The organism is Marinibacterium profundimaris (assembly GCF_002210095.1).
Lineage (GTDB): Bacteria > Pseudomonadota > Alphaproteobacteria > Rhodobacterales > Rhodobacteraceae > Marinibacterium > Marinibacterium profundimaris.
This window is the reverse complement of record NZ_AQQR01000011.1, coordinates 115560-136704: the sequence shown is the minus strand read 5'-3', so window position 1 is coordinate 136704 and position 21145 is coordinate 115560. Positions and strand designations below refer to the sequence as shown.

The 21145-nt window shown below is 67.0% G+C and carries 10 protein-coding genes and 1 tRNA gene; 9 read left to right on the top strand and 2 right to left on the bottom strand.

Translation table 11 applies throughout. The annotated features are described in order from the left end of the window. Positions 1-31 precede the first annotated feature (31 nt). The 5 genes from ATO3_RS20350 to ATO3_RS20330 all read left to right on the top strand — a co-directional run bounded on the left by ATO3_RS20350 (position 32) and on the right by ATO3_RS20330 (position 11112). The gene (locus tag ATO3_RS20350; protein ID WP_088651743.1) at positions 32-355 is read left to right on the top strand and encodes a trypsin-like serine protease; all 324 of its coding nucleotides are present in this window, start codon (positions 32-34) and stop codon (positions 353-355) included. Positions 356-534: 179 nt separating this feature from the next. Beyond that, positions 535-1842, top strand: coding sequence for an NAD(P)/FAD-dependent oxidoreductase (locus tag ATO3_RS20345; protein WP_088651742.1), 1308 nt, complete (start codon positions 535-537; stop codon positions 1840-1842). A 263-nt stretch (positions 1843-2105) separates the two neighbouring features. Further along, positions 2106-4424 (top strand): FecR domain-containing protein, encoded by a 2319-nt coding sequence (locus tag ATO3_RS20340; protein ID WP_088651741.1) that lies wholly within the window; start codon positions 2106-2108, stop codon positions 4422-4424. Positions 4425-4495: 71 nt separating this feature from the next. Further along, the gene (locus ATO3_RS20335; protein ID WP_143747315.1) at positions 4496-9367 is read left to right on the top strand and encodes a PKD domain-containing protein; all 4872 of its coding nucleotides are present in this window, start codon (positions 4496-4498) and stop codon (positions 9365-9367) included. 8 nt (positions 9368-9375) lie between these two features. Next, a complete protein-coding gene (locus tag ATO3_RS20330) occupies positions 9376-11112 on the top strand; it encodes an adenylate/guanylate cyclase domain-containing protein (RefSeq protein ID WP_088651739.1) in 1737 nt (578 codons plus the stop codon). Positions 11113-11207: 95 nt separating this feature from the next. On the opposite strand, the gene ATO3_RS20325 is transcribed toward ATO3_RS20330, so the two are convergent. Beyond that, positions 11208-11597, bottom strand: coding sequence for a DUF3307 domain-containing protein (locus ATO3_RS20325; protein WP_088651738.1), 390 nt, complete (start codon positions 11595-11597; stop codon positions 11208-11210). Positions 11598-12072: 475 nt separating this feature from the next. Here ATO3_RS20325 and ATO3_RS20320 point away from each other — a divergent pair, with 475 nt between their 5' ends. The 4 genes from ATO3_RS20320 (at position 12073) to ATO3_RS20305 (ending at position 18885) form a co-directional block, all read left to right on the top strand. Continuing rightward, on the top strand, positions 12073-15030 hold the full coding sequence (locus tag ATO3_RS20320; protein WP_088651737.1) for a cyclic nucleotide-binding domain-containing protein: 2958 nt from the start codon (positions 12073-12075) through the stop codon (positions 15028-15030). A gap of 181 nt (positions 15031-15211) precedes the next feature. Continuing rightward, positions 15212-15288 (top strand) — tRNA-Arg (locus ATO3_RS20315). A 245-nt stretch (positions 15289-15533) separates the two neighbouring features. Then, entirely contained in the window at positions 15534-16823 is a 1290-nt protein-coding gene (locus ATO3_RS20310) for an MFS transporter (RefSeq protein WP_088651736.1), read from the top strand. Between the two features lie 238 nt (positions 16824-17061). Further along, positions 17062-18885, top strand: a complete 1824-nt coding sequence (locus tag ATO3_RS20305) for an adenylate/guanylate cyclase domain-containing protein (protein WP_143747314.1) — start codon at positions 17062-17064, stop codon at positions 18883-18885. Between the two features lie 82 nt (positions 18886-18967). On the opposite strand, the gene ATO3_RS20300 is transcribed toward ATO3_RS20305, so the two are convergent. Further along, positions 18968-20926, bottom strand: a complete 1959-nt coding sequence (locus tag ATO3_RS20300) for a bifunctional 2',3'-cyclic-nucleotide 2'-phosphodiesterase/3'-nucleotidase (protein ID WP_088651734.1) — start codon at positions 20924-20926, stop codon at positions 18968-18970. Between the last annotated feature and the right edge of the window lie 219 nt (positions 20927-21145).

Sequence of the window (21145 nt, the reverse complement as noted above, 5' to 3'; positions counted from 1 at the left end):
CAAGAGACGTTTCATCGAGGAGAACCCGGACATGTGTCGCCCCCGCCTTCTGCTGATCGCCGCCTTCGCCGCGCTGCTGACCGCCCCGGCCCAGGCGCAGGACGACGCGCAGGACACGACCTCGCCCGCCGGCGACGGGCCGGAGGTCATCGCCGCATCACCCTGCAACGGCGACAGCGGCGGACCCCTGATGATGCGCACGACCGAGGGAGACTGGGCGCAGGTTGGCATCGTCAGCTGGGGCCGTTCGCCTCTGGGGTCCGAGCAGAGCTGTGGGCACGAGGATCTGTACGCGGTCTACACCCGGATCTCGACCTATCGCGGCTGGATCGCCCGCGTGATCGAGGCCCACTGACCCCGGCGTCCATGTCCGTGATATTTTGACGAATTCTCTTGCACCGGCGCGCATCCTGGCGTGCTCTGCGCGTGTTGGCCCGGGGCTGCCGGTGGTTTTGACCCGGTACATGACGCAAACGGGCAAGGGATGCCACGCCCGGGCCGCTACACCGGCCCTGACCACGATGGAGAGACACCATGACCCATTCCCCCGACGCACTCATCATCGGCACCGGCGTGATCGGCGCGGCCATCGCCTTTGAACTGGCCAAGGCCGGGTGGAAGGTCCTGTCGCTCGATCGCAACGCCCAGGCCGGTCATGGCTCCACCGCCGGATCCTGCGCCATCATCCGGATGCATTACTCCACCTTCGATGGCACCGCCTTTGCCTGGGAAGGCTATCACTACTGGCGCGACTGGGCCGACTACCTGGGGCTCGGCCCCGACCAGAGCCTGGCGCAGTTCCGCGAGACCGGCTGCATGGTCATGAAGACCGAGGCCAACAATTTCCTGCGCCGCCACATGGCCTACTCGGCCGAGCTTGACTGCCCCTTCGAAGAGCTGGGACCCGACGAGGTCCGCGCGAAGATGCCGATCTACAGCCTCGACAGTTTCGCCCCGCCCAAGCGGGCCGACGATCCCGACTTCGGCAAGCCCAACGGCGGGCGGATGTCCGGCGCGGTCTACTGGCCCAACGGCGGCTATGTCACCGATCCGGCGCTCTCGGCGCAGAACCTGATGGCCGCCGCCGCGCTGCACGGGGCCGAAACGCGCCTGCGGGCCGAGGTGACCGAAATCCTGACCGAAAACGGCCGGGTGAAGGGCGTGAAGCTTGCCGATGGCGAAGAGATCCACGCGCCTGTTGTCATCAACGTGGCCGGCCCCGGCTCGGCCCATATCAACGAACTGGCCGGCGTGACCGGCGACATGACGATCAAGACACGCCCCCTGCGGCAGGAGGTCACCCACGTGCCGTCGCCGCCCGGCTTCGATTTCGAGAATGACGGCATGATCGTTTCGGACAGCGACATCGCGGTCTATGTCCGGCCCGAACACGGCAACCATATCCTGATCGGCTCGGAAGACCCGGCGTGCGATCCCCATGACTGGGCCGAGAGCGACATCGCCTACAACCGCGATTTCACCGATCAATGGACCACCCAGGCCATGCGCTATGCCCAACGGGTGCCGAGCCTTGGCATCCCGTCGAAGATGCGCGGCGTTGTGGACCTGTACGATGCCTCGACCGACTGGATCCCGATCTACGACAAGTCTTCGCTGACGGGCTTCTACATGGCCTGCGGATCCTCGGGGAACCAGTTCAAGAACGCGCCGATCGCGGGCAAGATGATGGCCGCGCTGGTCGCCTATTGCGAGGCCGGGAACGACCACGACGCCGAACCGATGAGCTTCCTGCTGCCCTATATCCAGCGCCACATCGACGTGGGGTTCTATTCCCGCAAGCGCGAGATCAACGCGGACTCGAGCTTTTCTGTCCTGGGATAGGCCCTGTGCGGGACCCGGCTGCCAGAAAGCCGGCCTCGGGCGTGATCATGAATGGCGTGAGTAAAAGCTTCACATAGCGTATTAATTTTCCACTAATACCTGAATTGCAGGGCTTTTCGCAGGGTCGACAACACGCGAAAGTGGAATTGTCTTGCTTGAACAGTGTATCCTGCGACACATTGATACCATAACATTTGGCCGAGCCAGCCTTAGCGCAAGCTGTGGACAAGGGGGTGACGGACGTGGTCCAGGGACTTCCATCGATGTGCAGGAGAGTGTGGCGGATCGGCCTGCTTCTTGCCTGCATGATGGGGCCCACATCGCTTCCAGCGGCCGAGGCGGACCTGAATGCCCCGCTGGAGGTCGTGGACTTGTCCGACCAGGACACGCTGCGCGGCATCGTCGAACGCTACCTCGGCGATCCCGACCTCTGGCCCACCGTCCTGAAGATCAACGACATCGCCTCGCCCGCCGACCTGGTGCCGGGGATCCAGCTGCGCCTGCCGGTGCGCCAGGTGAAGGCCGCGGACGAGGCGCTGAAGGCCTCGCTTCTGGCGATCCAGCGCGCCACTGCCGAGGGCGCACGGATTTTCGCGCCGGTCCAGATCGGCGACGCGATCCGCAACCGCGAAACAGCTGTTTCCAGCCGCGAACTCGGGCTGTGGCGCGAGGCGGTGGATTTCTCGGCCATCGCCACGGGTTTTGCCAACGAGGCGCTCGACATCTCGATCCGCCAGCGCGACCGGTCGGCCGAGGCGATCGTGTCGGACGTGCAGGGCCGGGTCGAGGGGCGGGCGCCGGCCGAACCCTCGTGGTCGGATCGTCAGCTGGATGACATCCTCGTGGAATTCGAACGGCTCCGCACACTCTCGGCGTCCACCACGCAGGTCACGTTCCGCGATCTCAGCCGTCTGCGGCTGAACCCCAATTCCAACGCCACGATCCAGCGGATGCGCTCGGACCCTCTTACCGGGGGTGAGGTCACGAAGGTCAGCCTGGTCGAGGGCGATTTCTATGCCCTGCTCAACCAGCTGTCGGACAAGTCCCAGTTCGAGATCGACGTGCCTGGGGTTGAGACCACGACCAACTCGGCGGATTTCTGGATCAAGAACGACCGCACCGGCGCGCGCTTCGTCAATTACGACACGCCCGAGCTGGAGATCCGCCAGGGCGGCGACCGCATCACCGTGGGCGAGGGCGAAGGCGTCGTGCTGACCGGGCAGGGCGCCGAGCGGACCCGTGTGCTGACCGCGCCGCGCCTGGTTTACCCGGCCCCGGGAGAGACGATTTATACCCGCAGCGTGACGCTGACCTGGGATGTTTTCGAGGGTGCGCAGGCCTATTGGCTGGAGGTCGCCCGGGATGCCGGGTTCAACCAGATGCAGACCTCGGAATGGGGGCTGCGCGAGACCGGCTTCGAAGGGGCGCTTCCGCCGGGGCGCTATCATTGGCGGGTCGCGGCGCTGGATGCGCTGGGCCTGCCCGGGGAATGGAGCACGGCGCAGGATTTCGCCATGCGCGTCGACACGACGCCGCCCTTCCTGACATTGCTGGCCCCGGGGCCGGGCGTGATCAGCGACGAGGCCAGCGTCGAGGTGCTGGGTGCCTCGGAACCGGATGCGCAGATCACCCTGAACGGCATCGCGGTGACGCCCGGCCGCGACGGCGCCTTCATTGCGACCCTGCCCCTGGCGCCCGGGCCCAACACGATCAGCGTCACGGCCGTGGATCCGGCCGGCAACAGCTCGGCCCGCAGTCTTGACGTGGTCTACCGCCTCGCCGTGGCGGTCGATATCGCGCTTTCGCCCGACATTCCGCGCCTCGGCGACGCGCTGGCCACCAAGGCCGAAGAGCTTTCGGTGCTGGGCACCACCAACGCCCAGCCCGGCGCACCTGTCGTGGTGCGCGATCCCGCAAGCGGCACGCCGGTGCTGCGCGCCGAGGTCGGCCCGGCCGGAGAGATCGGCTTTACCGTCCCGGTGGACGAGGCCGCGCGCGCCTTCACGATAGAGATCCTGTCGCCAGCGGGCGCGACAGAGGGCAGCACCCGGTTTCAGGCCGTGCAGGACCGCACCCCGCCCGACGTGGTTCTGGATCTGCCGCCGCCGCGCGCCACGGGCGATCCGGACGTGACGCTGGCGGGCAGCGCAGGCGATGCCGTCTGGCTGGAGCTGAACGGCGCCCCGGTGCCGCTGGAAGCCGGGCGGTTCGAGGTGACGGTGCCGCTGGAGCGCGGTCAGAACCCGTTCGAGCTGCTGGCCAGCGACGCGGTGGGCAACGTGATCGCCTCGAAGCTGCAGACGCTCTACGACATCGACCCGCCCGAGGTGACCTCGGTCGAGCTGGGGCGCCCTTCGGGGCCCGACGGACCGATCGAGCTGATCGTAATGGCCCGCGACGCCAGCGGTCTGGTGCAGGCGGCGCCCTTCCTCATCGCGATAGGCGGCGCAGAGCGCGAAGGTTTCCTGCGCTGCGACAGCGAGACCGGCACCTGCCGGGCCAGTCTTCCGGCCGAGCCCGGCGCGCTCGAGCTGATCGAAGTGGTGATCGAGGATTACGCCGGCAACGCGGCCTTCGAATGACGGGACGGACGGCACAGGACTGACGGAACGAAAAAGCGGCCGGCATGAGCCGCGAGAGGGAGGAAGAACTGATGGGGAAGGCACGACGGATCCCGACGGTCCTTGCGTCGCTGGGGCTGGCGCTGACGTCTCTCGCCCTGATCGCTCCGCGCGAGGCCCTCGCGCAAGCGGGCGGAGAGCCTGGCCTTATGGTGGTCTACGGCGCGCTCACCCCCTCGCGCGAGGGAGACGTGGACCTGCGCGAGCAGGTGTTCTTTTCGGTCCCCGCCGATATGCGCGAAAGGCTTTACGTGCGGGTCTATGACCCGGAGGTCCACGGGGCCTCCGATTTCGCGCTGGGCGGTACGGCCAATTCCCTGACCACCTTCCGCCTTTTCGGCGGCTCCGGCGCCTTTTCCGAGGCCGACCGGCCCGTGCCGGTCGAGGACGGCGCCCGCGTGCCCAACCGCCCCGACGCCACGCCGGTCACCGGTCCGGGCGCTCTGCTGGAGGAGAAAAGCTGGGGCAACGACCGCGCCACCGACGGGCGCTGGGTCACCCTGGCGGCCCTGCGCGCGGGCCAGGGCGAGGTGATCGACGGCCGCGCCTATTTCCGGATCGACGTGCAGGGCGCGGGCGGCGACGACGGCAACGGGTTCTCGGTGGCGGTCAGCCTCGCGCGCGACCGCAATCGCAGGCCCGCGGGGCTCGAGATGTTCTCCTACATGCCCACCCTGCGCTGGAGCCGGGGCGAACCCGCCACGATGGTCCCCTTCACCGGGCCGGGCGCCGGGCCGCTGACGGTGCAAAGCTTCGACGCGGCGAATGGCTCCATCACCGTGACCACCGAATTCGAGGACCTGCCGGTCCGCGTCTCGGGCCAGAACTTCTGGACCTCGGACGTGGTGGAGACGGCAGAGACCGACCTGGCGATTACCCTGCTGAACGGGTTCGAGACCCCCAATGACGTCACCGTGGCGGTCTACGACGCCGAGGGCCACGCGATCCCGCTGCGCATGCCGCCGATCCAGGCGCCGATCCCGCTGCGACCAGAGCCCATGGGCTCCGCCAGCCCGCTGGCCGATTGCCGTTCGGTCGCCTTCGACGCCTCGCGCTCGTCGGGGCGCGGGCCGCTGAGCTACCTGTGGGACTTCGGCGATGGCGGCCGCTCTGCCGAACCGGTGATCGCCTACCGCTATGCCAAGCCGGGCCGCTACACCGCCCGGCTGGAGGTGGTCGAACCCGGCACCCGCCCGGGCCGGGGCGCCGCGATCGAGGTGCCGGTGCATGTGCGCAACGCGCCCGTTGCCGTGCCGGGCAGCGACATCGTCGTCGCCCCGGGCGAGCTGCTGGATTTCGACGGCACCGGCTCGATCCCGTCGGACAGCCCGATCACCCGCTACCGCTGGACCTTCGGCGACGGCGCGCTGGCCGAGGGACCGCAGGCACAGAAGATCTATGATACCCCCGGCCTCTACCGCGCGGTGCTGCGGGTCGAGGACGGCTCGAACCACCCCTGCAACTTCGGGGTCGAGACCCGCCGCGTCATCGTCAACTTTCCCCCGGTGGCCGAGGCGGGCACGGACCAGACCGCCGTGGTCGGCAAGCCGGTGATCTTTTCCGGCGCGGCCAGCTACGACGTGGACGGCAACGTCGAGACCTTTGAATGGAACCTGGGTGACGGCACGGTGCTGACCGGGCCCACCGTGACCCATACCTACCAGGACCCGGGCCGCTTTCGCGTCGCGCTGACGGTGAAGGACGACAGCGGCGTGGCCAACGATGCCTCGGTCGACACGATGCTGGTCGAGGTCAACGCGCCGCCCCAGCCCGCCTTCCAGATCCCGCCGCGCCCGGTGTCGGTGTCAGAGGTCGCGCGGCTGGATGCCTCGGCCTCGACGGACGCGGACGGTGCGATCCTGTCCTGGATCTGGGATTTCGGCGACGGCCGCTCGGGCGAGGGCGAGACGGTGGACTATGCTTGGACCCGGTCGGGCACCTTCACCGTGACGCTGACCGTGATCGACGACAGCGGCACGGCATCCTCGACCCAGTCCTCCCAGCGCCAGATCGTGATCGACGACGCCCCGGTGGCCGAGGCCGGGCCGGACCAATTCGTGACCGCGTCGGAGGTAACCTTCGACGGGGGCGGATCGACCGACAGCGACGGTACCGTGACCTCCTGGCAATGGGATTTCGGCGATGGCAGCACGGGCACCGGCAAGACGATCACCCATGCCTATGCCCGCCCCGGCACCTACGAGGTCGCCCTTGTGGTGCGCGACGACAGCACCGCGCCGCTGAACCTGGACCGCGACACGATGCGGGTGATCGTCAACGCCGCGCCCATCGCCGATGCCGGCCCGCCGCAGGTCGTGGCCCCGGGCGAGGCATTCATCCTCTCGGGCCGCGCTTCGGTGGATCCGGACGGCGAGGTCGTGGACTATGCCTGGGACCTGCCCGGCGGGGCGGTGGCCAGCGGCGAACGCGTGAGCCATGCCATCGCCGAGCCCGGGCTGCATCGGATCCGCCTGACCGTCTCCGACGATTTCCGGGGCGGCGCCGCGCAGGACGAGGCCGAGACGCTGATCACCGTCAATGCCCGGCCGGTGGCCGTGGCGGGGGCCGATATCCTCGTGGCACCGGGCGACACCGTGACCTTTGACGGCAGCCAAAGCTTCGACCCGGATGGCGAGATCGCCACGTGGCGGTGGGAGTTCGACGACCTCGGCGCGCCGCTCGAGGCGGTGCGGGTGGAGCGCGCCTATGAGACCGCCGGGGTCTGGTCGGCTCAGTTGATCGTCACCGACGACAGCGGCGTGATGAACGCGACCGCCACCGACGCCCTGACGATCCGCGTGAACCATCAGCCCGTGGCCGAGGCGGGTGCCGCGATCGACACGGACCGGCTGATCGTGACGCTGGATGGCTCCGGCTCGTCCGACGCGGACGGGGACAAGCTGATCTACACCTGGGATTACGGCGACGGCTCGGCCCCCGAAACCGGGCAGGTCGTCACCCATGTCTTCCCGCGCTCGGGGATCTACCCGGTCACGCTGCGGGTCGACGACGGGACGGGAATGGCCAACGCGACCGCCGCCGATGCGACCACGGTCGAGATCAACACTCGCCCCGTGGCCGACGCGGGCGGCAACCGCGCCGTCTGCTCGGGCGAGCCGATCCTGTTCGACGCCTCCGACAGCGTGGATCCCGATGGCGGGCTGCTGCTTTATTCCTGGGATTTCGGCGATGGCACGACCTCGGATCTGGTGAACCCGACGAAGACCTACGAATTCCCCGGCATCTACCCGGTGACCCTGCGCATCGCCAACGAGACGGGGACCGAGCACGGCACCGACGTGGACCGCATCGCCGCGCTGGTCCGCGAAGGGCCGCTGGCCAATGCCGGGCCGGACATGACCGTTTGCACCAACCAGTCGGTGCGCTTCGACGGATCGGGCAGCACCGATGCGGATGGCGCGGTGAACGCCTTTGCCTGGACCTTCGGGGACGGCGGCATCGGCAACGGAGAACAGCCTGTCTATGTCTATGACAAGCCGGGCGACTACATCGCGACCCTGACCATCACAGGCGAGGCGCGGGGCAATTGCAGCCCGCTTGATACCGATACCGCCGCGATCCGCGTCGTCGCCGCGCCGGAACAGGCGATCGAGGGCTTTGAACGGGCCGCCGCGGGCCAGCCGGCGACCTTTTCAGCCGCGCTCAGCCAGCTGGACGGGGCTGTGCCGGTGGCGCATCGCTGGCAATTGTCGAATGGGGTCACAGGGGCGGGCGAGACCTTTACCCATGTCTTCGAAGAGCCGGGCGACTACCTGATCACAGTCAGCACCGACCTGGCGGGCGGGAACGAGGGCTGTTCGACCATCGAGACGCTGCGCAAGGTTCTGGTCAACGCCGCACCGCAGCCGGTGATCCAGGGGCCCGAGCAGATCGCGGTGGGGCAATCGGTGAGCTTCGACGCCTCGGCCACGGTGGACCCGGACGGGGCAATCACGGCATATGCCTGGGATTTCGGCGATGGCGGCTCGGCCACCGGCGTGGTCGGCACCCATGTCTGGGAGGTGCCGGGCCGCTACGACGTGCAGCTGGTGGTGACCGATGACGCCGACGTGGGCAATTCGGTCGTCCCGGCGGTGAGATCCGTGCTCGTGAACCCGGCGCCGGTGGCCGCCTTGCCCGAGACACCGGCGATCTGCCCCGGAGAGGCGCTGTCCTGGAAAGTGGCAGCCGATGCCTCCACCACGGTGGAGTGGGATTTCGGCGACGGGACGACAGGGACCGGCAATACCGCCGAACATGCTTTCGCGGCGCCGGGTCTCTACCCGGTGGTGGCACGGATGAACGACGGCACCGGGCTGTTGAACGCGCAGCGCAGCGAGGAAAGCTATGTCCGGGTCAACCGTGCGCCCCGGGCGCTGGCAGGGCCGGACCGGGTAATCTGCCCCGGCGACGAGGTCACCTTTGACGCGGGGCTGTCCGGCGACCTGGATGGCGAGATTACCGGCTGGACCTGGGCCTTTGGTGACGGCGTCACGCTTGAGGGCGCGCAGGTGAGCCGGGTCTTCGAGACGGCCGGCCCGGTCTCGGTCACGCTGACGGTGCGCGATGACAGCGGATCGGCCTGTGCCACGGGGGTGGACGAGGCCATGGTGCTGGTGAACCGCGCGCCACGGGTCGATGCCGGGCCGGACGTGACCGTGCCGGTGGGGGCGGCCCATGACGTGCTGCGCTTCGATGCGAGCGGGGCCAGCGACGCGGACGGGCAGGGGCTGCGGATCGGCTGGGCCTTTGGCGACGGGCGCGAGGCCACGGGGGCGATCGCCCGTCACGCCTATGCCGCGCCGGGCGAATATGTCGTCGAGGTCACCGCCCGCGACACCACGGGGCTGGCCTGTGGGGTTGCCACCGATACCGCCATCGTCACCGCTGTACCGCGCGAATAGGCCGGCCCATGCGTTTTCCCCTGCGGGTCAAGTTCTTCGTCTTCGCCACGCTGCTGGCCATCGCGCCTCTGGCGCTGGTCGGCGAGAACCTGACGCGCCTGACACGGGACGAGCTGAAGAGCGCCGCGAACGAGGACCTGACCCTGGTCGCCGACGAGCTGTCGAACGCCTTCGACAACACATGGCGGGGGCGCTGGCTGTCGGCGCTGCTGGTGATCCGCAACGGGATCGACAGCGATGAGCTGGGTGTGCAGCAGAAGGTGTCGCTGCTGACGCTGGGGCTGCAGGAGCTGCCGCAGGTGATCTCGCTCCAGCTGTCGGTGCAGGGGTCGGACCTGCCGATCCTGGTGACGAACCAGGCCTATGCCGACAGGTTGCAGGCGCTGGGCCATGACCCGGTGGCGCTGCTGGCGACGTCGCCCGAGCTGATCCAGTCGATCGCCGCCACCGGACAGTTCGGCCGCCCGCTGATCCAGAGGATGAGCGAGACCGGCGACTGGGTTGCGACGCTGGCGCTGCCGCTGACCACGAAGATCGCCGGGCGCACCGTGACCATGGCCGCGAAGATCGAGCTGTCGACCCTGGCCGAGACGGTGGCGGCGCATCCCTTCGCGCAGCGGGGCGAGATTTCGGTCGTGGATCATGCCGGGCGGTCGGTGCTGGGGGGCACGTCCAAGGTGCTGGCCGAACGCGAGATCGTGAAGAACGCCATGCCGCTGATCGTGGCCAGCGCCCGGGCCGATGCGCTGCAGCCCTATGTGCGGCCCGACGGGCGGGCGATGCTGGGGGCCTATGCCTTCCCGGACTGGTTTCCCTGGGCGGTGATCACCGAGCTGAGCGAGGAGAACGCCTATGCCGTCGTCAACGCGATCACCCGGCAGATCCTGATCATTGGCCTGATCGGCTTTTCGCTGGCCAGCCTCGGCGCGCTGATCTTCGCCCGGGCGCTGACCCGGCCGATCCTGAAGATCGGGCAGGTGGTGGAGCAGGTGGGCGAGGGCGACTTCTCGGTCAGGGTGGAGGGCGTGCGCGCCCGCGACGAGATCGGCGAGCTAGCGGGGCGGATCAACCGCATGATCGCGGATCTGCGCGAGCGGCTGGAGCTGATGAAATTCGTCTCGCGCGGGACGATGTCGGCGATCCAGAGCTCGGAGGAGACGGGGCTGTCGCGCGGGGGCGAGCGGCGGCGTATCTCGGTCCTGTTCACCGATATCCGGGGCTATACCGAGTTCTCGGAGACGGTGTCGCCCGAGGTCGTGATCGAGGCGCTGAACACCTATTTCGACGCCCAGACCGACATCGTGGAAAGGCACGGCGGCGACGTGGACAAGTTCATCGGGGATGCGCTGGTGGCGGTCTTCGAGGGCGACGGCATGGAGCAGCGGGCCACGGCCTGTGCGGTCGAGATCACCGAGGCGATGGTGAAGCTGCTGGAGGAGCGGCCGGAGTACAAGCTGCATGTGGGCATCGGCGTCGCCTCGGGCGAGGCGGTGATGGGGGCGATGGGGGCACGCAAACGCATGGATTTCACGGTGCTGGGCTCGACCGTGAACAAGGCCGCGCGGCTTTGCTCCAAGGCGGAACCGGACCAGGTTCTGGTCGACGAGGCCACGCGCGAGGCGAGCCATGGATTGCAGGGCGTGGTTTTCCGCAGCCTGCCGCCGATACCGCTGAAGGGCTACGCCAATCCGGTTCCGGCCTTTGCGGTGGTCCGAAATGTCGCGCCGTCGGTACAGCGGGCGTAGGGTGGGGTTTTACCCCACCGATGCCGGGGCAGGTGGCGCGGTCATCGCTGCGGTGGGGTATAACCCCACCCTACGGACAGCGCGCGGCCTGCGCCTCAGGCGGCCCACATCCACCAGGCCCAGGCCATGGCCAGGTAGGTAAGCTGATGGCCGAACTGATCGGCGCCGGTGGCGCGCCAGTAGCCGGCCTCGGACGGGGTGTGCTGCTTGCACATCGACCAGCGCGCCTTGGCCCAGTCGATATGGAAATGCACGATCCATTCGGCGGCCACGATCAGCAGGGTCAGCAGCACCGGCGTCCCCATCAGCACGAAGACGATCATGGATCCCAGCGCGTGCACACCGGCATGTTCGGCCCGCCCGAGATGGACATAGGTCTCGCGTCCCGACAGCATCCGCGGGGTCTGCAGGTAGAAATCGGCGAACATGTGCTTGATCTGCAAAAGAACAAGCAGGATCAGAATCTGTCCGGTCACATCGCCCAAGGCCCGCCGTCTCCCCAAATCTGGCGCAGCTTTCACCTTATGGGCAACGCGGCCGCACCGCAATCGGCGGGCGGGATCAATTCTCGGGACCGGCCGAGAGCTGCCTGCCGAACCGGCAGGCGCGCCCTGCGGGGCCTGTGGCCAGGGACCCTGATCGGACCGGACGGGGCCGCCGGCAGGCCGGGGGCGGCGCGCGGGCCGGTTCCATGTGGCGTGCCAGGCGGGGGAGAGGAAGATTCAGGGCCGCCGCGACCTCGGAAGCCATTGATTTCGCCGCCCACGCCTTGGTAACCTCGCACTCCACAACAGTTGCCGCGTATCGGACGAGTACGGGTCGCGTGGCGGCCCGCTATGTGCCCTTCTGAGTGCGAAGTGAAGGCCCGGCACGTGGTCCGGTGCCGCCCGATCAAGACGGATATCCAGTATCGAACGTTCCCTCTTTTCCTTCATCTGGAAGAACTCGAAACGCGACCAGCTGATCCTGCTTGTCGTGACAGCGTGCCTGTTCCCTCTGCTGTACCTCACGCTGGAACTGCCCAAGCGCATCATCAATGACGCCATCGGCGCGCCGGTCACGCCGATCCCTGTGTTCGGGTGGGAGATCGAGCAGATCCCCTTCCTGTTGATCCTGTGCTTCGGCTTCCTGCTGGCGGTGCTGGCCCACGGGCTGCTGAAGATGCGCATCAACACGATGAAGGGCGTGCTGTCCGAACGCATGCTGCGCCGGTTCCGCTACCTGCTGATCCACCGCATCCTGCGATTCCCGCAGCCCTATTTCGAACGGGTCAGCCAGGGCGAGCTGGTGTCGATGATCACCGCCGAGAGCGAGCCGATGGGCGGGCTGATGGGCGACATGCTGTCCCAGCCGGTGCTGCAGGCCGGGCAGATGGCGACGATCCTGTTCTTCCTCTTCGCGCAGAGCTTCTGGTTCGGCGTGGCCGCCGTGGCGCTGATCCCGCTGCAGGCCTGGCTGATCCCGCGCATGCAGCGCGAGATCAACCAGTGGAACAAGAAGCGCATCGTGCAGGTCCGGGGCCTGGCCGGCGAAATCGGAGAAAGCGCCGCCGGGGCCAGCGCGATCCGCACCCACGGCGGCTGGCGCTGGCGCATGGCGATGGTGACCGACCGGCTTGGCCGGCTCTACGAGATCCGGTTCGTCATCTACCAAAAGAAATTCTTCATGAAGTTCGTCAACAACCTGATCGGTCAGATGACGCCCTTCTTCTTCTTCTCGATCGGCGGCTACCTGGTGATCCAGGGAAGCGTGACCATCGGGGCGCTGGTCGCGGCCCTGGCCGCCTACAAGGATCTCAGCTCGCCGTGGAAAGAGTTGCTGACCTATTACAACCAGACCCAGGACATGGCCGTCCGCTGGGAGATCATCATCGAACGGTTCGCGCCGCCGGCCATGGTGGACGAGAGGCTCTTCGATGGAGAGCCCGACGACCTGCCGCGCCTGACCGGAGATATCGTGCTGGATCATGTCACGATCCGCGACGCCGACGGCAATGCCGTGCTGGACGATATCGACGTCACTCTGCCGGGCGGGGCCGTCATCGGCATCGCTGCCCCCAGCGCCGAGGACCGCCGCGCCCTGTCCGAACTGCTTGTGCGCGAGGTGACGCCTTCGGCGGGCGGCGTGAAGATCGCCGGTCAGCCTCTGCAGGAGTTACACCAATCCGCGGTCGCGGCGCGCATCGGGCGCGTCAGCTCGCGCCCCGTTCTGTTCCAGGGCACGTTCGGGGACAACGTGCTGATGCCGCTGCGGCCCTTCCCGCAGGATGGCAGTTTCGATCCCGAAGCCGCGGCCGAGGCGTTGCGGGCGGGCAATTCCCCCGATCCGTTCGAGGCCGACTGGCTGCATCCCGAACGCGCGGGCGTGCCGGACGAGGCCGCCCTGCGCGCCTGGTGGGGCCAGCTGATCGAGGGGATGGGCACAGGCACCATGCTGTTCCGGCGCGGGCTGGAACAGAAATTCGCCGAATCCACGCATCCCGACCTGGCCGCGCGCCTGGTGGCCAGCCGACCGGCGATCCAGGAGGCGATCCGCGCCTCGGGCCTGCGGCGCCACGCTCTGTTCATGAAGCCCGAACTTTACAACCACGCGCTCCCGGTGGCGGAGAACCTGCTTTATGCCTCTCCCCTGCGCCCCATCACGCGCGAGGCGCTGGCCGAACAGGGCGAGTTCCTGACCCAGCTGCGCGCGCTGAACCTGGACGAACCCCTGGTGGCGCTGTCGCGTGACGTGATCGAGATGCTGCGCCAGATCTTCGGACTGGACGGCACCGACCATCCGCTGTTCCGGCGTCTGGGCCTGGACCCGGCGACCTACGAGGCGGCGCTGGAACTGGTCGACCGCGACAGTGGCGCGGCCGTGGCCGACCTCTCGCCCGAGGACCTGGCTTTGCTGTTGACGGTGCCCTTCGGCATCTCGGCCGAGCAGATCGGCCCGGCCTTCCCGCAGGCGGTGAAGGAGCAGATCCTGGAGATCCGCAAGAGCCATGCCGAGACGCTGCAGCGCAGCCTTGGCGATCTCTTCGCGCCGCTCGATCCCGAGACCTATGCGCCCGGGCTGACGGTTCTGGAAAACGCCATGTACGGCAAGATATCGGAGGCGTCGGGCGCGCGGGCAGACGACTTGCGCAAGGTGGTGAGCGACGCGCTGACCGAACTGGGCATGAAAAGCGAAATCCTGCAGCTGATCTTCGACGTGCCGATCGCGCTGGGCGGGCAGGGGCTGCCGGCCTATTTCGCCGAGCCGCTGTCGTTCAGTCGCGCCACGATCAAGCGGCCCGACCTGCTGATCCTGGACCAGGCCTTTGCCAGCTTCGACAGCGACACACACAAGGCGCTGTTCCGCAATCTGCGCGACCTGCTGCCGGAGGCGACGCTGATCTACATCAACGACCGGTTCGAGGATGCCGATCAGTTCGATGCCTTCTACGAGATCAACCAGGGCCGGCTGATCACCGACACCGCGCGCGACGCGGTCGAGGGCGACAGCGCCGCCAGCGCCGACCTCGCGCGCAAGCTGCGGGCGCTGGAACAGACGCCGCTCTTTTCGGAACTGAACCGCCGCCAGCTGCGGCTGCTGGCCTTCGGTGCGCGCTGGTACGAGGCCGATGCGGGCGAGGTGATCTTCCGCAAGGGCGACGAGCCGACGGACGGCGCCTACATGGTGATCGAGGGCGAGGCCGGGCTCTACCTGCCGCAGGAGGACGAGGAGGACCGGCTGATCACCAAGGTGGGGCCGGGGACGCTGGTCGGAGAGCTTGGCCTGATCCGCAAGGTGCCGCGCGCGCTGTCGATGCAGGCGGAGACCGGGCTGGTCTGCCTGCGGATCGGCGAGGAGGAATTCCTTGCCGTGGTGGAGAACGACGCGGCGACGGCCTTCAAGCTGCTGCAGGTGGTGGCGGGCTACGTCTCGAGCTGACGCTGCGCCCTTGGGCCGCGCCGGAGAGCGCCCACCCACCCACCCCGCTCTCCGGCGCGGCCCTTGTCCGGCGCGGGGCGCGCGGTGTGACCGGGAGGGATTGTCGTGGGGCGGTCTGGGTGACTTGCGGCGAATGAAGGCTTGAAATGACGCGCCCGCTGCTGCACATCGGCAGGCGCGCGGTCCCTTAGCTCAACTGGATAGAGCAGCTGACTTCTAATCAGCAGGTTTGGGGTTCGAGTCCTCAAGGGATCGCCATATCCAGAGAGATTTTTCATTTCGACGGTTTAGTCGTCACTTCCGGTTTGAATCCGAGGTTTCGAACAAGTTCGGTTGCTGGCCTGTTCCGCTGAGCCGCCTTTTCCGGTTGGCCTGCTTCCAGTGCTGCTCGATCTCGTGCAGTAAGTCGTGGCGTGTTCCGGCGACCGCTTCGGTGCACGCGGGATCGGCAACGGCTCTGTCGGGATATTGTGCAAGTTGCCTGGAAAGACGAAGCTGCGACCATGGCAACCGATTTAGAATTCTCTGTCGCTGCGCTGTCCGGTCCGGCGAGGCGGCACATCCGGGTGTTTCAGGTCCACCAGTTTCTCGACCGTTTTGCGATGGGGTTGACGGTTGCCGTTGTTGCCCTGGCGCTGACCGATCGAGGTATGGACCTGTTCCAGATTTCACTCCTGTTCGGGGTCTACTCACTCACGACCATGGCGATGGAACTCCCCTTCGGGGGATTGGCCGACAACATCGGACGCAAGCCGGTTTTCCTGGCCGCGGTCGTCGCCAGCCTGATCTCTCTTGCGCTCTTCCTGTCGACCAGTGATTTCCATGTTCTCGCGGTGTCCTTTGCCTTCATCGGCTTTGGGCGTGCCCTACGGTCCGGCACGCTGGACGCCTGGTTCGTTGAAACCTTCAAGGCCGCGGCGCCGAATGTGGATGTTCAACCTGCTCTCGCAAAGGCGCAATGGGCCAATGCCATGGGCCTGGCCGTGGGTGCTGTTGTAGGAGGCCTGCTGCCCGATCTCTTTGGTTCGCTGGCAGAAAGGCGGGGTCTCAGCGTTTACGATGTGTCCTACGCGGCCAGCTTTGCAGTGATGGCCGGAGTGTTCGTCTACACCTTGTGTGTCATCGTGGAAGAACCGCGCCCGTTGAATCCCCAGGCTTTGAAACGGGGGTTTGCATCCGTACCGCTGGTGATCAGGGACGCAGGTCTTCTTGCCCTGAAGCATCCGGCGTTGTCGGTGCTTCTGGCTGCTCTGACGTTTTTCCTGATGGCGACCAACCCGGTCGAAGTGATCTGGCCGACCCATGTAAAGCCGATGTTGGACGACGGATATGCAAACACGGCTATCGGTGTCCTGACCGCGACCTATTTCTTTTCAATCGCGTTTGGCGCGTCGCTGTCTCCGCGCATCAGCCACATGTTCAGACGGCGGCACGCGATAACCCTTGCGTCCGCCTTTGCCTGCATGGCGGGCATTCAGATCGCATTGGCCCTGCAGGACAGCATCGCCGGCTTTGCGATCGTCTTTATCCTGTACTCCGTTTTCCTTGGCGTTTCAGAGACGCCGGCCAGCAGCATTCTGCACAGATGCGTGGACGACCGCCAGCGATCCACAATGCTGTCTCTGAGGTCGCTGATACAGCAACTCGGAGCGGCTTTGGGTCTGATCCTGGTGGGAGCGATCGCCGAGGTCTACTCCACGCCCACGGCCTGGATGGTCGGCGCGCTTTTTCTTGTCGTGGCCGTGTTCCTGATCAGCCTTCTCGCCAAACGGCTCGCTTCCGAGATCGAATAGCGGCCATTCGTCCGACATGCAGAATTCCGGACAAGGTGTTCGGCCCCGACATCTGGTGGATCGGGTCGACGTTGAATTCGCTCGGTTCTGAAGACCGGACTTTGCAGAGGTATTCGTTGGGCGTGAGGCCATTTCCCGGACACCTGCGGCCCAAGGCAGCATGAGCCGCAACACATCGGGCTTGGGGGATTGTGCCCTGTGAGTCATACTCGACCCGCAGGTTTTGGCGGAGGGGGGCATGCCACGAAGGCTCGCAGGCTTTATGGTCGCCGATGCCGTCGGCTACAGCGCAAGGATGGAAAGGGATGAGGCCAGCGCCCTGGCCGCATTCTCCAGGACGCGGGCGATCATAGACGACGCCGTCGCGCGGCACCACGGCGCCATCTTCTCCTCTGCCGGCGACAGCGCCATTGCCGAATTCCCGACTGCCGCCGATGCTGTCAGGGCCGCCGGCGCCGTTCAGAGACGGATAGCCGAAACCGGGGAGGACACGTTCGACCTGCGGATCGGCGTCCATTTCGGCGATGTCTCGGAGGAGGCCGACACGCTGCTGGGCGACGGGCTCAACATCGCGGCGCGGCTGGAGCCGCTGGCGCCCCGGGGCGGTATCCTGATCACCAGCGTCGTGGCCGATCAGATCGTCGGCAAGGTCGACGAGACCTTCGCCCCCATCGGCAAGCACAGCGTCAAGAACATCTCGCGCCGGCTGGACCTGTATTGCTGGCCCGCCGATGCTGCGCGCGACTATCGCAGGCGCCGGCTGCAAAGCTACTGGCCCATGGGCCTTGCCGCCGCGATGATCGTCGTGGGCCTGCTGGGCTGGGGCTACCTGTTGATGACGCGGGATGACGGCATGCCGACGGGCCCGCGCATTGCCGTGATACCGTTCGACGAACTGGGTGTGTCGGAAGGCGAGGCCTTCTTTGCCGAAGGTCTCAGCCGGGACATCAACGCCTTCCTGTCGAAATTCTCCAATCTCTTCGTCCTGTCGCCCAGTTCGACCCGGCAATTCGCCGATGCCGACTGCCCGACGATCCGAAGGGAGCTGGACGCGGATTTCATACTGACCGGCACGGTGCAACGCGCGGGCGATACCCTTCGGGTGACGACATCCTGCACCGATGCGCGCGACTGCAGGCAGCTGAACGCCCCGGGGCCGTTCGAACGCGACCTGACGGCCGAAAGCGTGCTGGAGGTGCAGATCGGCGTCGCCCGGCGTGTTGTGGCCGAAATCGGCTCGGCCGACGCGCCGATCTTCGACGCGAAACTGGCCCGGGCGATAGAGGCCGAGGCCCCCCACGACCTGAGCGCCTATGAATGCGTGCTTCTGTCCTACTGGTTCTACGAAACCTTCGCCCCGGACCGGCACCGCCGGGCGCGCGACTGCCTTTTTCGCGCGGTCGAACTCGACCCCAGCTATTCGCTGGCCTGGTCGCGGCTGGCGTTCTCTCATATCGAATCCAAGAAATACGCGATCGACACGCAGGAAAGCTGGGCCGAGGACAGCCAGGCGGCCGCACAAAGGGCGCTCGACCTCGATCCGTCGAATCCGGATGCCTATTACGCGCTGGCGATCCGCAGCCAGATGGTCGGCGATCCGCCCGAGGTCTTCGCGAATTATGCCCGCAAGGCGGTGGAGCTGAACCCCAACGATTCCTTCGTGCTGGCCGACCTCGGGACCTGGATGGCCTATGCCGGGCAATGGGAAACCGGGAAGGACTGGGTGACCCGCGCCAAGATGCTGAACCCCAAGCACCAGTCCTGGTGGGATTTCATCTGGCAGCTGCACGCCTATCTCGAAGGCGATTACGCGGCCTCCATCGACCATGCGCAGAACGTGAACGTTCCGGGCAACTACATGGTGCAGGCGGCGCTTGCGGCGGCTTATGCGATGAACGGGGACGACGAGATGGCCGGCCAGACACTGGACCGGGTGCTTGAGCTGAAACCGGATTACGCGCGCGATCCGAGCCAGCCGTTCCGGGCGCGGGGCATGGAGCAGGAGCTGGTGGACAAGCTCATGGACGGGCTGGACCGGGCCGGGTTGGAGTATCCCAGCTGAGCTATGTGACCGGGCCGCGGCGATCACCGCCCACAAGCGGAGCGGTGATCCTGCAGCTTGATGGCCGTGATGCCAGGCCCCGTCAGAGGCGGATACGGTAGCGCGCGAAGCCGTCCGGGCCGTCGCCCGCCGCTTCGATCGACACGCCGTCGACGGCGTCCATGTAGGCCTCTGCCGCGGGGCCGGTGTCGAAGAGGACCGTGGTGCCCTCCATCGGGGCGAAGGTCCAGTTGGCGTCTGCCGAAGGGCTCACGGTGCCCTGTTCGACGATGTAGCGCACGATCACGTCGCGGTTGGTGTCCGGGCCTTCGAAAACCACCGTCGAGGGGTTGGCCCCGGGGAAGTTTCCGCCGCCGCCGGCACGATAGTTGTTGGTGGCCACGATGAATTCCTGCGCCGGGTCGATGGGCGCGCCGTTGAAGGTGAGGTTGACGATCCGGTGCGCGTCGGGGGCCACCACGGCGCCGGACTTGTCGTAGCGCGCGGGTTGCGACAGGTCGATCTGGTACTCGACCCCGTCGATCACGTCGAAATTGTAGGACGGAAAATCGGGGTTCAGCAGAACCTGGTCCGTCTCGCCCGGCGTGATCTGGTTGAACATCCCGGCGGATCGTTCGAGCCATTCCTTGACCTGCGCCCCGGTGATGCGCACCGCGCGCACCGTGTTGGGATACAGGTAAAGATCCGCGACATTCTTGATCGCGATGGGGCCCGGTGCGACCTCGGTGTAATATTCGGGCCCGCCGCGGCCGCCGGCCTTGAAGGGCGCGGCGGCGGAGAGGACGGGCAGGCCTTCGTGCTCGGTGCCCTGCATCATCTGCGCGATGTACCAGGTCTGGGCGTTGGACACGATCTGGACCGATGGATCGTCGGCCACCAGCGCGAAGTAGCTGTGCAGCGGCGCGTCGGTCTCGCCCACGGCGCGGCGCACATATTCCAGCGTCGCCTCGTGCTCCTCCTCGACCGAGGCGAGGATGGTCTCGTCGCTCTCGACCAGCGGGGTGATCGAGCGGTCCTCCTCGCGGCGGTAGATCGGGCGCGCCTCGGAGGTATGCGAGGCGATGCGCCAGCCGTTGCTGTCACGTTCCAGCATGAGGTCGATCAGACCCATGTGGCTGCCCCAGTAGCCGGCCATGACCGCGGGCTTGCCCATGATGGTGCCGGCCTCGGCATCGACGCCGGGGGTGTCGGCGTAATCGGGGCCGGGGAAGACCCGGTGATGATGGCCGGTCAGCACGGCGTCGATGCCGTCGACCCCGGCCAGCGGGATCGAGGCATTTTCCTGTCCGTCGATATGCTCGGCCTCGCCGATGCCGGAATGGCTGAGCGCGATGACGATATCCGCGCCCTCTTCGCGCATCTGCGGGACCCAGGCGCGGGCGGTTTCGACGATGTCGCGGGCGGTCACGTTGCCCTCGAGATGGCGGCGGTCCCAGGTCATGATCTGCGGCGGCACGAAGCCGATGATGCCGATACGGATGCGATGGCTCTTGCCGGCGCCGTCGGTCAGCATCCGTTCGAGGATGACATAAGGCGGCACGAGGGTCTTGTCCTCGCGCGGGGTGGCGCCGGTCTCGCGCGCGACATTGGCGCAGACCACCGGGAAATGCGCCCCGGCGACCGAGTTCATCAGGAAGGGCAGGCCGTAGTTGAATTCGTGGTTGCCCAGAACCGAGGCCTCGAAACCAAGCGCGTTCATCGCGGTGATCATCGGATGCGCGTCGCCCTCGGACATGCCGCGCTCGTAGGCGATGTAATCGCCCATCGGGTTGCCCTGCAGGAAGTCGCCATTGTCGAGCAGGATCGAGTTCGCCGACTCGGCCCGGATGCCGTTGATCAGGGTTGCCGTGCGCGCCAGCCCGACGGTGTCGACCGGGCGGTCGGCATAATAATCGTAGGGATAGATATGCACGTGGATGTCCGTCGTCTCCATGATGCGCAAATGCGCCTGGCCGGCCTGGGCGCGGGCCGAGAACGGGTGAAGCGCGATGAACCCGGCGGTTGTAGCCAGGAAGGCGCGGCGGTCGAGCAGGATGGGCACGGAAAGGACCTCTGGGTTGGCGATAGGCTCAGTATGACGTCAGTCGGGCCGATTTGATAGTGCCGCCGCATGACACCGGAGCGACAGGAAAATCATTCCGGTCGGCAAAAACGGGCCGAGGAAGCGGTGCCCTGCCTGTCCGGGGCGCAGGGGCGGAGGACACCCCCGACGGGTCCGGGTTGCTGCGCGCGGTGTGCCTGGGCGAGGGGCCTCACGCCG